This is a genomic window from Pseudomonas sp. JUb52 (genome assembly GCF_004341115.1).
In the GTDB taxonomy this organism is placed as follows: domain Bacteria; phylum Pseudomonadota; class Gammaproteobacteria; order Pseudomonadales; family Pseudomonadaceae; genus Chryseomonas; species Chryseomonas oryzihabitans.
In genome coordinates this window covers 454,876-467,253 of the sequence record NZ_SLYS01000002.1, presented here as the reverse complement: position 1 = coordinate 467,253, position 12,378 = coordinate 454,876, and the positions used below count along the sequence as shown (strand labels likewise).

Annotated in this window: 13 protein-coding genes; 2 read left to right on the top strand and 11 right to left on the bottom strand. The window is 65.0% G+C overall.

Annotated elements, in window-relative coordinates; translation table 11 throughout:
- Nucleotides 1–32: 32 nt before the first annotated feature.
- The 6 genes from EC839_RS05355 to EC839_RS05330 form a co-directional block, all read right to left on the bottom strand.
- The gene (locus EC839_RS05355; protein WP_132832409.1) at nt 33–935 is read right to left on the bottom strand and encodes an allantoinase PuuE; all 903 of its coding nucleotides are present in this window, start codon (nt 933–935) and stop codon (nt 33–35) included.
- A 52-nt stretch (nt 936–987) separates the two neighbouring features.
- A complete protein-coding gene (locus EC839_RS05350; RefSeq protein WP_132832408.1) occupies nt 988–1,857 on the bottom strand; it encodes a MurR/RpiR family transcriptional regulator in 870 nt (289 codons plus the stop codon).
- Between the two features lie 36 nt (nt 1,858–1,893).
- Complete coding sequence (locus tag EC839_RS05345) at nt 1,894–3,129, bottom strand: cysteine desulfurase-like protein (protein WP_132832407.1); 1,236 nt, start codon at nt 3,127–3,129, stop codon at nt 1,894–1,896.
- 20 nt (nt 3,130–3,149) lie between these two features.
- Nucleotides 3,150–3,884, bottom strand: coding sequence for an amino acid ABC transporter ATP-binding protein (locus EC839_RS05340; RefSeq protein WP_132832406.1), 735 nt, complete (start codon nt 3,882–3,884; stop codon nt 3,150–3,152).
- The gene (locus tag EC839_RS05335; protein ID WP_132832405.1) at nt 3,881–4,558 is read right to left on the bottom strand and encodes an amino acid ABC transporter permease; all 678 of its coding nucleotides are present in this window, start codon (nt 4,556–4,558) and stop codon (nt 3,881–3,883) included. The genes EC839_RS05340 and EC839_RS05335 overlap by 4 nt, the downstream gene beginning before the upstream one ends.
- Before the next feature lie 66 nt (nt 4,559–4,624).
- Nucleotides 4,625–5,401, bottom strand: coding sequence for a transporter substrate-binding domain-containing protein (locus tag EC839_RS05330; RefSeq protein ID WP_132832404.1), 777 nt, complete (start codon nt 5,399–5,401; stop codon nt 4,625–4,627).
- 521 nt (nt 5,402–5,922) lie between these two features.
- On the opposite strand from EC839_RS05330, the gene EC839_RS05325 reads away from it, so the two are divergent.
- Nucleotides 5,923–7,155 (top strand): glutamate carboxypeptidase, encoded by a 1,233-nt coding sequence (locus tag EC839_RS05325; RefSeq protein WP_132832403.1) that lies wholly within the window; start codon nt 5,923–5,925, stop codon nt 7,153–7,155.
- A 48-nt stretch (nt 7,156–7,203) separates the two neighbouring features.
- On the opposite strand, the gene EC839_RS05320 is transcribed toward EC839_RS05325, so the two are convergent.
- Entirely contained in the window at nt 7,204–8,166 is a 963-nt protein-coding gene (locus tag EC839_RS05320; RefSeq protein WP_132832465.1) for an endonuclease, read from the bottom strand.
- Between the two features lie 229 nt (nt 8,167–8,395).
- Between EC839_RS05320 and EC839_RS05315 the strand changes: the two genes are divergently transcribed.
- Entirely contained in the window at nt 8,396–8,587 is a 192-nt protein-coding gene (locus tag EC839_RS05315; protein WP_132832402.1) for a hypothetical protein, read from the top strand.
- 122 nt (nt 8,588–8,709) lie between these two features.
- Here EC839_RS05315 and EC839_RS05310 read toward each other — a convergent pair whose 3' ends face one another.
- The 4 genes from EC839_RS05310 to EC839_RS05295 form a co-directional block, all read right to left on the bottom strand.
- Nucleotides 8,710–8,964, bottom strand: a complete 255-nt coding sequence (locus EC839_RS05310; RefSeq protein WP_132832401.1) for a DUF2790 domain-containing protein — start codon at nt 8,962–8,964, stop codon at nt 8,710–8,712.
- 202 nt (nt 8,965–9,166) lie between these two features.
- The gene (locus EC839_RS05305) at nt 9,167–10,339 is read right to left on the bottom strand and encodes an MFS transporter (protein ID WP_132832400.1); all 1,173 of its coding nucleotides are present in this window, start codon (nt 10,337–10,339) and stop codon (nt 9,167–9,169) included.
- A 77-nt stretch (nt 10,340–10,416) separates the two neighbouring features.
- Nucleotides 10,417–10,899: a DUF3237 domain-containing protein gene (locus EC839_RS05300; protein ID WP_132832399.1), complete on the bottom strand. Its 483-nt coding sequence runs from the start codon at nt 10,897–10,899 to the stop codon at nt 10,417–10,419.
- A 40-nt stretch (nt 10,900–10,939) separates the two neighbouring features.
- On the bottom strand, nt 10,940–12,274 hold the full coding sequence (locus EC839_RS05295; RefSeq protein ID WP_132832398.1) for an alginate export family protein: 1,335 nt from the start codon (nt 12,272–12,274) through the stop codon (nt 10,940–10,942).
- Nucleotides 12,275–12,378 lie beyond the last annotated feature (104 nt).

The following is a 12,378-nucleotide window of genomic DNA, read 5'->3' as shown; positions in this document are numbered from 1 at the left end:
GTGAGGATAGCTCTGAGGCGCGGTGGGTCAGGCTAGCCGTCAGCCCTTTCCAGCCAGGCGCGGGCGATCTCTTCGCGGGTCGCGAACCACACCCCTTCGAACTGCCTGGCGTATTCGATGAATCTCTTGATCGCCCGGACCCGACCCGGACGACCGACCATGCGTGGGTGCAGTCCGATCGACATCATGCGCGGTCCGGTCGCGGAATCCTCGTAGAGGACCTCGAAGCTTTCCTTCATGTATTCGAGGAAGTCCGACGCCTGGGACAGACCGGGCGAATTCCAATAGCGGAAGTCGTTGACGTCGGCGGTGTAGGGCACGACGAGATGACGTTTGCCCTCGACCTCGACGAAGTAGGGGACGTCGTCGTTGTAGGCGTCGGAGTCGTAGAGAAAACCGCCTTCCTCGGCCACCAGCCGGCGCGTGTGGATGCTGGCGCCGTAGCGGCAATACCAGCCGACCGGCCGCTTGCCACAGGTGCGCTCGAAGGATTCGACGGCGAGGCGGATATGCTCGCGCTCCTCTTCTTCGCTGAGGCGAAAGACTTCCTCCCAGCGATAGCCATGGCTGCAGATCTCGTGGCCACCGGCCACTGCCGCCTGGGCGACGTCGGGATTCTGTTCGAAGGCTACCGCACAGGCATGGAAGGTCGCGCGCACCGCCTGCTCGTCGAGGATGTCGAGGATCCGCCAGATGCCGACGCGGGAACCGTATTCGTACATGGATTCCATGGCCAGGTTACGGGTGCCGGCGGGGATGGCGTAGCTGCCCCATTCCGTCATGGATTCCTGGTCCGGATCGCCCATGGCGAGCGAGCGCTCGGAGCCTTCCTCGTAGTTGATCACCAGACTGATGGCCAGACGGGCGCCGTTGGGCCAGGTGCCTTGCGGGCGTTGTCTTCCATAACCCACCAAATCGCGTGCAGGTGACAGCATCGGGGTCTACTCCTGAAGTGATTGTTGTGAACTACCTGGTGAGCGCAGGGGCTCAGCAGTCGATGTCCTTCAGCCGTTCATGGTCGAAGGCGCCATCGGTATCGCCCCGGCTGAAGGCGAGTCCCATGGCCAGGGTCTGGGCGATGCAGAAGGAGGCGGTGAGGGAGCGAAAGCCGAGCAGCTCCGCATCGTTGACCTCTATCACCGTCTCCGCCATCTTGCCGATCGGGCTCAGCACGGTGTCGGTGATGGCCACCAGCGTCACACCCGCCTCGCGCGCCTGACGGCAGGCTTCGACGGTGTCCCTCGCATAGGGCGGAAAACTTACGGCGATCAGCAGATCGTCCTGGGCGATGGCGCTGACCTGCTCCGGCAGGGTGCCGCCGCCGCCGCTGATCTGCACGGCGCGTCGGCCTACGCGGGCCAGGGCGTAGCTCAGGTAGGCGGCCACCGGAAAGGCCCGCCGCAGACCGATGACGAAGGTCGTACGTGCGACCTGCAGATGGGCGATGGCGGCTTCGATGTTGGCCTGCTGGTCGCCTTCCGCCAGGTGTTCCAGGGACACGATATTGGCCTGGCTGAACTCCCGCAGGATCGCGCCGACGTCGCTGGGATCGTCCAGCAGCTTTTCCCCGCCGTAATGCCGGATGCGCTCGCTGTGGGTATCGGCGGCCTGTTGCAGCGGCGCGCGAAACAGCCGCTGCAGATCCTTGAAACCGGCGAAGCCCAGCGCCTGGGCCAGGCGGATGTAGGCGGCCGGGGCGATGTTGGAGCGCCGGCCCAGCTCGGCGACCGTGCTGAGTGCGATCTCGTGCGGATTGTCGATGAGGAAGCGGGCCGCATCGCGCAGCCGCTCCGACAGGTGTTCGTGCTGGGCGGTTATGCAATCGCGCAGCTCCGCAAGGGTTTCGGGTAAGGCCATGAAAAACGCTCGGCAGAGGGAAAGGAGAGGCGCCGGTCAGCGCAATTCGGTGATTGCCTGATCCAGCGCGGCGATGAGGCGGTCGATCTCTTCGAGCGTGTTGTAGTGCGCCAGCGACACCCGCACCACGCCACCCTGGGGCGCCAGGCCCAGGGCTTCGATCAGGCGCCGGGCATAGAAGTCGCCGAAGCGGATGCCGATGCGCTGCTCGTCGACCTTGAGCACCACGGCTTCCGAGCGCACCCCTTCCACCACGAAGCTGATGGTGGGCACGCGCGCCTGGACGCTGGTCTTGCCGATGACCCGAACCCCTGGACGCTGGCGCAGAAAGCCCAGCAGCCGCTCGGCGAGGGCATCTTCCTGGACCTCGAAGGCGTCGAATGCTGCCTGCATCCGCTCGCGCTCGCTACCCTGGACGCCCAGTCGGTCGCCGATGTCGAGCAGATAGTCGGAGATGCCAATGCAGCCGAAGGACAGCTCGTAGTTGACGTTGCCGGGCTGCAGTTTGTAGGGCACCACCTCCTGGCCGATGAAGAAGTGGTTGAGGCTGGGAAATGCCAGCAGCAGATCGCGACGGCCCCAGAGTACGGCGAAGTGCGGGCCGAAGGTCTTGTAGAAGCTGTAGACATAGAAGTCGGCGCCGCTGGCCTGCACATCGACCAGCCGGTGTGGCGCATAGGCCACCGCGTCCACGCACAGCTGCGCGCCCACGGCATGGACGCGGCGGGCGATCTCGGCGACGGGATTGATCGAGCCGAGGATGTTGGAGGCGTGGGTCACCGCCACATAGCGGGTCCTGTCGCCGAGCAGCGCCTGCAGGTCGTCCAGTTCCAGCTCGAGGCTGTCGGGATCGACCTGCCAGACGCGCAGGGTGGCGCCGCGGTCTTCGCAGAGCCGGACCCAGGGGCCGATGTTGGCCTCGTGATCGCAATTGGTGACGATGATCTCGTCACCAGGCGCGATCAAGGGCGCGATGGCGCGGCAGAGTATCTGCAGCAGGTGGGTGGTCGAGCCGCCCATGATGACCTCGTCGGGGTGGGCCGCGTTGATCAGCTGCATGACCGAGCGGCGCGCCTGCATCACCCGTTCGCCGGCGGCGACCGAGGGCGGGTAGGAGGCGCCCAGCTGGACGCTGCTGTTGAGCAGGTAGTCGGCCACTCGGTCGGCGACCCCTTGCAACACCAGGGAGCCGCCAGCGTTGTCCATGAAGGCGTAGTCGGCGGCCAGACCGGGAAACTGCTTGCGAACGTATGCGATATCGAGGGAATTCACGCGACTTTCTCCAGCCAGGATCAGTGGTGCAGGATGGCCTGCAGGAAGGCCCGGGTGCGGGGTTCCTGAGGGGCGGTAAAGAAGGGTTCCGGTCTGTTCTGTTCGACGATGCGACCGCTCTCCATGAAGATCACCCGGTCGGCGACGCGGCGGGCGAAGCCCATTTCATGGGTCACCACGACCATGGTGACGCCGGAGCGGGCCAGGTTCTGCATGACGTCGAGCACCTCGCCGACCATCTCCGGGTCCAGCGCCGAGGTGGGCTCGTCGAAGAGGATGGCGCGGGGCTCCATGGCCATGGTGCGAGCGATGGCGACCCGTTGCTGCTGGCCGCCGGACAACTGGCTCGGGTACTTGTGGGCGTGATCGCCCATGCCGACCTTGACCAGCAGCTCCCGCGCGCGGGCATGGACCTCGCGCCGGTTCAGGCCGCGCACCCGGATCGGCGCCAGCGAGACGTTGTCGAGGACGCTCAGGTGCGGATAGAGGTTGAAGCTCTGGAAGACCATGCCTACTTCGCTACGGATACCGGCGAGGCGGGGTCCGTTCTCGACCCGTTCCCCGGCCACGCGGATATGGCCCTGCTGGTAGTTTTCCAGCAGGTTGATGCAGCGTATCAGCGTCGACTTGCCGGAGCCGGACGGGCCGAGGATGACCACCACCTCGCCTTCCTCGACCTGCAGATTGATGTCGCTCAGCGCCTGGAAATTGCCGTAGTACTTGTCGAGGTGTTCGATGTCGATCAGGGTGCTCATGCGGTCTTGCCTCCCATGCCATTGCGTCTTTCGACCCAGCTGACCAGTTGCACCATGGGCAGGAGCAGCAGCAGATAGAGCAGGGCGGCGCCCACCAGCGGGGTAGGGTTGGCGGTCAGGGCCTGGGCCTGGGTGGCCTGCTTGAGCAGGTCCGGCATCGCCACCACCGAGGCGAGGGCGGTGTCCTTCATGACGTTGATGCAATTGCTGGTCGTGGGCGGCAGCACGATGCGGATCGCCTGGGGCAGCACGACATCGCGCATGGTGTTGAAGAAGCTCATGCCCTGGGCGGCCGACGCCTCGAACTGACCACGGGGAATGGCTTCGATGCCCGAGCGGAAGATCTCGGCGCTATAGGCGCAGGACACGAGGGAAAGCGCGCTGGCCGCCGCCGCGAAGGAGGACAGGCGGATACCGACGAAGGGCAGCGCGTAATAGATCAGGACCAGCAGGACCAGCAGCGGGATTGACCTCATGATGTCGATGTAGATGCGCGCCAGCAGCCGCACCGGCGCGTAGGAATACAGGCGCAGCAGCGCCAGCAACAGGCCGCCGACCAGGCCCAGGACGATACTCACGAGGCCCAGCAGAACGGTCACGCCCAGGCCCCGGATCATCAGGGGCAGGGATTCGACCAGCACGTTCCAGTTGAAGAAGGTTTGCAGAAGATCCATGGGATACCTCGGTCACTGCCCGGGGGCGAACGGACGTCGCCCCGGGGCATGCAGCAGCGGCAGGGCTCACTTGGGCGCGGCGGAGACCTTCAGGGTGCTCGATTCCTTGTCAGCCTCGGTACCGAACCACTGTTTGTGGATGGCGCCCAGGGTGCCGTCTTCCTTCATCTTGCTGATGATGTCGTTGACCTGATCGCTCATGGCCCAGCCCTTGGCGTGCATCAGCGAATAGCGCTCACCGGTGGGGATGCGGGCGACGACGGAGAATTGCGGCTTGTCCTTGATGTAGTAGAGGACGGCGGGGATATCGCTCAGGTAGCCATCGATGCGCCCGGAGCCCAGGTCCAGCATGGCCGGTGACAGCCCTTCGTAGCGCGAAACGTCGGCGAACTTGTATTCGTTCTTGTGCTGGCCGATCCACATGTCGCCGGTGGAGCCGGTATCGACACCGACCACCTTGCCATTCATGTCCGCAAGGCTTTTCACCTTGGAGTTGGTCAGGGTGGTCAGCGACTGGTCGCTGTCGAAATAGGGTTGAGCGAAGGCGACCGATTCCAAGCGTTTGGGCGTGATGGTGATGGACGAAATCGCGATGTCGACGCGTTTCGACTGCACCGCGCTGAACAGGCCGTTGAAGGGAATGTTGACGAAATCCACGCTCTTGCCGGCCCGTTTCGCCACTTCCTTCACCACATCGACTTCGAAGCCGACGAAGTCCCCCTTGGCGTCCTGGAACTCCCAGGGCACGTTGCCGACGTTGGCCCCCACCGTCCAGTCGGCCGACCAGGCGGGCAGGGCTACTGCGGCGGTCATGAGCAGACCCAACGCTATCTTCGCTTTCATCTTCACTCCCTATTTTTCGGTGCGGTCAGTGGCTTTTTCCTTACGACGTCGAGCCGAGAGTAAGGCGATGAAATTTTTTATTCAATAGTCTTTTTTAATGAATATTTTGCTCCAAAATTGTGCGAAGCAGCCCAGTGGCTGCCCTCGTACAGGGGCTCTGCGCGGGTTTTCCTGGCTGCATTTTCAGTCAATTGCCGGAGCTAGACACCTCCAGCGGCTGGTCGCGTGCATGCCCGAAAATGAGTCACGAGACCTCTGGCCTGATGCTCGGGCCGTAAGCTCTCTCGCTGGCGGCGGACGAATGACAGCCTCCGCTGCAGCAGCGCGGCTGGGTCGTGGGCGACTGGCCTGGGCTATCCCCGGCCAAGGGCGGGTCTGCTCCCAGGACACTCGCTCAGAAAAGCGTCGCCGGCAGCCTGCTGTGGGCTCCGGGCAGTCCGGAACGGCCCCGAATTTCCCCTATGTCCTTGTGGCGACTACAGTTGTCTGACTAATCCAACAATGCCAACAAGGAAAGCCTGATGTCCGCTCCGTTCTTCCGTACCACCCTCGCTGCCGTTCTCGCCTGCTGCATCGTCATGCCCGCCAGTGCCGCGCTCGATGCGCGCATCCAGACCGCCGCGGAGCAGGCCAAGGCGCCGACGCTCAAGCTGCTGGAGCAACTGGTCAACATCGACTCGGGCTCCGGCTACGCGCCGGGGCTGACCGAGGTGGGCAAGCTCGTCAGCGCGGAATTGAAGAAACTCGGCGCCACGGTACAACAGGTGCCCAACACCGCGCCGGACAAGAGCCAGCACCTGGTGGCCACGCTCAAGGGCAATGGCAAGGCGAAGATTCTCCTGCTGGCGCACATGGACACGGTGTTCAAGGAGGGCACGGCCAAGGCCCGGCCCTATCGCACCGATGAAAAGCGCGCCTATGGTCCGGGCGTGTCCGACGACAAGGGTGGCATCGTGGTCGCCCTGGCGGCGCTGGAAATCCTCAAGCAGCTCGACTTCAAGGACTACGGGCAGATCACCCTGTTGCTGGATGCCAGCGAGGAAACCGGTTCCCAGGCGGCCACCGAGCTGATCGCCAGCACCGCCAGGCAGCATGACGTGACGCTGAATCTGGAGCCGGGTCGACCGGCCGATGGCCTGGTGGTATGGCGCAAGGGCAGCGCCACCGCCGTGGTGGAGGTCAAGGGCAAGTCGTCCCATGCCGGCGTCTCTCCGGAACTGGGACGCAACGCTGCCACCGAGGTCGCGCACCAGGTGCTGCAACTGGGCAACCTGGGCGATGCGGAGAAGAAGACCTCGGTCAATTTCACCGTGATCGAGGCGGGCGAGCGCATCAACGTGATTCCCGACCACGCCGTCGCCAAGGCCGACGTCCGCGCCGCGCTACCCGAAGAATTCGACCGGGTGGAAAAGGACCTGGCGCGAATCGCCGCCAACAAGCAGATCCCCGATACCGAGGTGACCACGCGGCTGGAGCGTGGCCTGCCGCCGATGCCGCAGACGGCGGCGAGCGATCGGCTGCTGGCCATGGCCCAGGGCATCTATGGCGAGTTGGGCCGTAAGCTGACCGTCGAGGGCAGCGGTGGCGCCGCGGATGCCAGCATCGCCGCCGGTGCCGGCGTGCCCACGCTGGACGGCTTCGGCATCGTCGGCGGCAAGCTGCACACCCCCGAGGAGTACGTCGAACTGGACAGCGTGACGCCGCGTATCTATCTGCTCACCCGGATGCTGGTGGAGCTGTCCAAGGGGCAGTGACGGCCTGGGCCCCCTGATGAGTGGGGGCCAGCGCCCAGGGGCTAGCGATCAGGGCGCGCAGTTGCCTGCCTTGGTGAAGCCTGCCGCCTTCGCCTCGGCTTCGGAGGCGAACTTGACCTGGTTCTTGGGCGACACCTGGGCGTAGCTCGGGCAGCCTTGCGGCAGGTGATAGACGTGGCTGTTGCGGTTGCCGATGATCGCGCCCTGGCTGGCAGCCGCGGGGTTATCGGTCTTGGCCGGTGCCTTCGGCGCCGATTTCGGTCCGGGCAGCGGGCTGACGATGCCGTCGCCCACCGGCTGGTAGCCCAGCGTCCAGTGCCGTTCGCCGGACACGAAGGGATTGCCATAGCCCATCACCGCGGCGATGCGTCTGTCCCTTTCGCGCTCCCAGGCGGTGACCGGCTGCTGCTTGTCCCAGGCCATGAGCAGTTGCTGCTGCTGGCGCGACATGTTCAGGCCGTAGCGATCGAACATGTAGAAGGTGACCCGGGCGACCAGTCCCTTGACCTCGTCGCGCGGTTCGGCGGCGCGTTCCTGGAAGTCGATCCTGGTCGTACAGCGGCCATATTGCGGCTGCACGCCCTGGGCCATGCCGTAATTGAAATTGGCCCGGTCCCCATTCACCTCACCCACGGCGGGGTAGAGGTTGAAGAGGTCGGCCTCCATCGCCCGGAACACCGGGTCATCCGCCACACAGTGTTCCCGCCCGCCGTTCTGCCAGCATTGGCGCTGATGACCGAAGGTCCAGGCCGGCACGATGTGCTCCCACTCGGTGCGTTCCCCACGGGTTTCCTGCTTGCGTGCCTGGAAGCCGCAGGAGGCGGCATCGACCCGTCCTCCGGATTTACCGACCCACTCCCACTGGCAGCCGCAATAGAGGTCGCCCTGGGCGCTGGTGTTCTGGTCGAAGTAGACCTTTTGTCTGGCGATTACCTTGGCTTCGACAAAGGTATCGGGCGCTGCGGCGAGCGCGGATGAGGCCAGCAGCGTGGCCAGGAGAAGCGAGAGCAGAGGGCGCATGTATCTTCACAGCTTATTTAGGGCGCCGAATTGTATAGCTTTTACCTGCCTGATGGCGGGTGCAGGGTTGCGGATGCCTCAGGCAGGCGCTCTAGCGCAAGGGGCTGGAAAACACCACGGCGGAACGCGCATTCAGCAACAATGAGATTCGCTACGATTTGTGAACCAAATCTCATAACCATGTCTGATGACGCAGTCTGTAATTTGTCCGGAGTGTTTTATGAATGGCCCCAACCCCTGCTGTGATCTGGGCATGAGCACCTCGTTGCTGGAAGAGGAGCTGGCCGAGCGCAAGATGCGTCTGGCCGAAGCCCAGGCCGATGCTCAGCGCCAGTTCCTGTCCTATGCGGACGAGCACGCCTGCATCGCCGTGCTGGAGCGGGCGCTGGCCAAGGCCTATCGGTTTTTCTAGCGTGTAGCTGCCGGCGCTGGCGTGGGGCTTCCGGATTCCGGCGCAGGGAGGTGCCTGTTCAGGTGCTCCCTTGGCCGGCGCGACGGTAGCCGCCGCGCTTCGTCACCGGGTCGACTAGCGCCTCAATTCTGGTTGTAGCAGCCGTTGCCAAACGCCAGGTAGTCCAGCTCATGTTCCCGGCCGGCGTGATCCAGGTAGTCGAGGCGTGCCGGCACGATGCCGCACTGGGCGTTCAGGTCGGTCTGGCTGACGACCCTGTCGACGTCGAGGGGGACGAAGAAGCCGGGCTTGTCGTGGATCAGGGCGGAATTATCGGAAGCGGCCAGGGCGGAGCCGGTGGCGAGCAGACCGAAGATGCCGAGCAGCAGTGCTTTCATGGAGAGTCCTCTTGAGTGGGGGTAGCTGTTCGCTGACCGGGCCACTTTAGGAGGGCAGGGGGAACGCCAGGCTGACCGGCGGATGACAAATCGGTCATGGAGGCTGTCGCGGGCCGCGCAGAAGGCCGTGATATCCGTGCGGCTCGAGGGTACGACGGCAAGAAGCGCCCTTGCGCAGCGCTCCCTGCCATGCGGGCACCGCTCAGACCGAGCAGTCCAGCGCCTTGCCCGGCACCTGGCGCCGCCCCCAGGACAGCATGACGATCACCAGGACGCAGCCGATCAGGATGGCGCCCGCCGACAGCATGAAGAGACTGCGCCGGTCGTTGCCTTCGATGAGCAGACTCAGCAGGGTCGGCGCCGCGGCCGCCGAGGCGACCTGTACCACACCGACCAGCTTGGTCAGGCGACCGCTCGGGTCGTGGGTCACGACCGAAGACATGTAGTAGGACAGTGCCAGGTTCCAGCCGAAGTTCATCAGGAACACCGCGAACAGCAGATCCGCCGCGGTGTGGATGCGCGTAGCCAGTAGATAGATGGCGCCGAGCACGGCCAGGGAGCCAGTGAGGATCATCGGCACGCGGCCCAGGTGCCGCCCGGCCAGGGTTGGCAGCGCCGCACCGGGCAGACCGCCGAGCAGGCCGATGCTGATCGCACAGCCGATATCGACCGGTGCCACCCCGGCGTCTCGGGCGATGCCTTCGACGAAGCCCCACAACGAATAGATCGACAGCTGCAGGAACAGCATGCCGAACAGCGAGCAGACGCCGATAACCGTCAGGCCGGAGCGCAGCGACGCCTTGTCCACCAATTGCGCTTCCGGACTCTGCCTGGCCGGCAGGCAGAGGCTCAGGAAGCAGACCAGGCCGAACCAGGCGGCCAGGTAGTAGATGGCCCCGGCGAAGCCCTGCCATTCGGCGATCATCGGCATGAGCACCGCGCTGCTCGCGAACAGGGCGGTCTGCACGAACAGCAGGATACCGAAGGACCGGTCCTGGCCCGGCATGCTGCCCAGCCAATAGATGGCGTAGGAGTAGAGCACGCCCGAGCAGAGACCCGAGAGGCCGCGCAAGGCCAGCAGCGGATCGAGGGTGGTGACGCTGGCGGTCGCCGCGTTGGCGAACAGCAGGAGCAGGGCGGTGCCCAGGGCAAGGGTGCGCGGTCCGAGAAAGCGGATCAGCGGCAGGTACAGCAGCGTCCCGACGATGGAGCCGCACATCTCCACGGACATGGTCCAGCTCTGCTGCGCCAGGGTCAGGCCGAGGCGTTCGGTCAGCAGTCCGATGAAGATCGGCTGTACACCGATGACGAGGATCGAGGCGGCGGCGATCGCGATGCAGGCGGCGCGTATTAGGCTTTGGTTGGCGATGGTCATGGTCAATTACCTGCCGGCTCGGCCACGGCGTGGCCTGCCGCTTCAGTAGAAAGCCGTGCTGCGAGAGGGGTGGCCGGTCAGGTGAGGCGATAGCAATGGATGGCCACCTGGTCGGCGGCGGGATAGCCCACCTTGCCGATCATCACGCTGCGGGTCAGCCAGTCGAGCCTGCCGCTGGCCACCTGGAAGCGCGGCGTGCAACTGCAGTGATAGTCCTCCTCGGCGATGGGCCATAGGCCCTGGGCGACCTGCGCCCGGCCCCGGTCGCTGAGAGTGATCACGCCGGTGTTGTGGATGTTGATCCACTCGCCCTGGTCGCTGCGCAGGCTGTAGCGTGCGTCCAGCTCGCCCACGCCGTCGCTGCGCAGCAGATAGAAATCCGCGCCGCCGGCGATCACCTCGCCGCGCACGTTCAGGCCTTCGAAGTGCCCGCCGGTGATCCGGTAGTTGCTGCGCTGGCCATCCGTGCAGACGCCCAGGCCATCGGCGGGGTCGATGAGGACATGGAGGCTCAGCACCCATTGCAGCGTCGGCACGGCGATCCCGTTTTTGGTATTCATCACGCTCTCCTGTGCCCCTCGGGGCAGTGGTGGCTGGTGGTCAGTAGCGATAGGTGAAGTACAGCTCGAGAGCACTGAAGCGGTCGTTGTCGCCGAACGCCTGGCGGGCGGCCGACCTGGCCTGCACCCAGTTGTACGAGAGCGAGCCGTAGAACTGCCGATTGGGCGTCCAATCGAGATACACCGCGGTCTCGTCGGCGAACCGCCGATCGCTGACGGCGGCGCCGCGGAAGTTGGCCTGGTCGAGCCAGAACTGGTAGTGGATGACGCCCAGGGTGAAGGTATCGTCGAGGCGGTTTTTCAGCGAGAACTGCTGGACGCGCTCGTTGCTGTTGAACAGCAGGTAGTTGCCCACCACGTCGCCCACCAGCCAGGTGCTCCAGTCGGTGAAGCCCTTGCTCAGCGGATCCCAGCCTTTCTGGCGGTTGTCAGTCGGGTCGCTGTCACCGGAGAAGACGGCATGGCGATAGCCGAGGGTGGGGGTGAAGGGCAGGTCCTGGAATTGATAGTCGGCCTGGACGTACCAGGCGCTGGCGTCGTAGCTGAGGGCGCCGTTACCACCACGCTGCATCGCGTATTCGCCATTCAAGGTGAGATTCGGCAGGCCCGGCAGATGACCGCGCAGGGCCCGCAGGTTGTACACCCCCATGCCGTCGCGGCGGACCGCGGTGCTCTTGTTGCTGGCCAGGGTATCGACCGTCATGGCCAGGGCGCCGAGGGTCACCTGGCCGTCGAGGTCGTAATCCAGGTTGGCGCCGCTCAGGCGGAAGTCGCCATAGTGATCGTCGGTGCGCAGGGTGAAGGCCTGTGCCTGGGCCGGGCCATGCCCCCACGCCAGGATCGCGGAGTCACGGAAGGCAGTGCGCGGGCCGAGCCAGTAGGCGCCATCGCCGAACAGATCGAGATTGCCGTCCATGACGATGAAGCCGGTGCCGACCATGAAGTTCTGGCGGCCCGCGGTGAATTTCCAGTTGCCCACCTGTACCCCGGCATAGCCTTCTTCGGGGGCGAAGCGGCCATCCGAGCTGCGGGTGAAGCCACCGGCATCACCGTCACCAAGGGTGATGGCGCCGACCACCGAGCCACCGGCCAGCAGGTGGACGCTGTCGCTGAGCGAATAGTCGAGGGTGACGCCGGGTTTGGCGTAGAACTCCTGCCAGGCGCTGCGGCTGCCCTCATTCCTGCCACTGCGGACATCCATGCGACCGGCGCCGAAGTTGACGCCCCGGGTGGTGATGGAACCGGCGCCCACCGTCAGGTTGAGGTCGCCTTTGAGGTTCCGGTAATCGAACGGATAGCCTGCCTGGGCCGGCTGACTGGCCAGCGGCAGGCCGAGCGCCAGCAGCACGCCGGGAAGGCGCTTGGTTATGCACATGTGGAGCTCCTGACTATTTTTCTTGTATTACAGGGCAGTGAAGGGTGGCCAAGGCGACCACCGGATACCTGGCGCAGCAGGTGGGAGCGCTGGCGGGCCGGCGC

Bases quoted from the DNA above. Each gene is read 5' to 3' on its own strand.
- EC839_RS05355 (WP_132832409.1), bottom strand. From the start codon at position 935: ATGCTGTCACCTGCACGCGATTTGGTGGGTTATGGAAGACAACGCCCG.
- EC839_RS05350 (WP_132832408.1), bottom strand. From the start codon at position 1,857: ATGGCCTTACCCGAAACCCTTGCGGAGCTGCGCGATTGCATAACCGCC.
- EC839_RS05340 (WP_132832406.1), bottom strand. From the start codon at position 3,884: ATGAGCACCCTGATCGACATCGAACACCTCGACAAGTACTACGGCAAT.
- EC839_RS05335 (WP_132832405.1), bottom strand. From the start codon at position 4,558: ATGGATCTTCTGCAAACCTTCTTCAACTGGAACGTGCTGGTCGAATCC.
- EC839_RS05330 (WP_132832404.1), bottom strand. From the start codon at position 5,401: ATGAAAGCGAAGATAGCGTTGGGTCTGCTCATGACCGCCGCAGTAGCC.
- EC839_RS05325 (WP_132832403.1), top strand. From the start codon at position 5,923: ATGTCCGCTCCGTTCTTCCGTACCACCCTCGCTGCCGTTCTCGCCTGC.
- EC839_RS05315 (WP_132832402.1), top strand. From the start codon at position 8,396: ATGAATGGCCCCAACCCCTGCTGTGATCTGGGCATGAGCACCTCGTTG.
- EC839_RS05310 (WP_132832401.1), bottom strand. From the start codon at position 8,964: ATGAAAGCACTGCTGCTCGGCATCTTCGGTCTGCTCGCCACCGGCTCC.
- EC839_RS05305 (WP_132832400.1), bottom strand. From the start codon at position 10,339: ATGACCATCGCCAACCAAAGCCTAATACGCGCCGCCTGCATCGCGATC.
- EC839_RS05300 (WP_132832399.1), bottom strand. From the start codon at position 10,899: ATGAATACCAAAAACGGGATCGCCGTGCCGACGCTGCAATGGGTGCTG.
- EC839_RS05295 (WP_132832398.1), bottom strand. From the start codon at position 12,274: ATGTGCATAACCAAGCGCCTTCCCGGCGTGCTGCTGGCGCTCGGCCTG.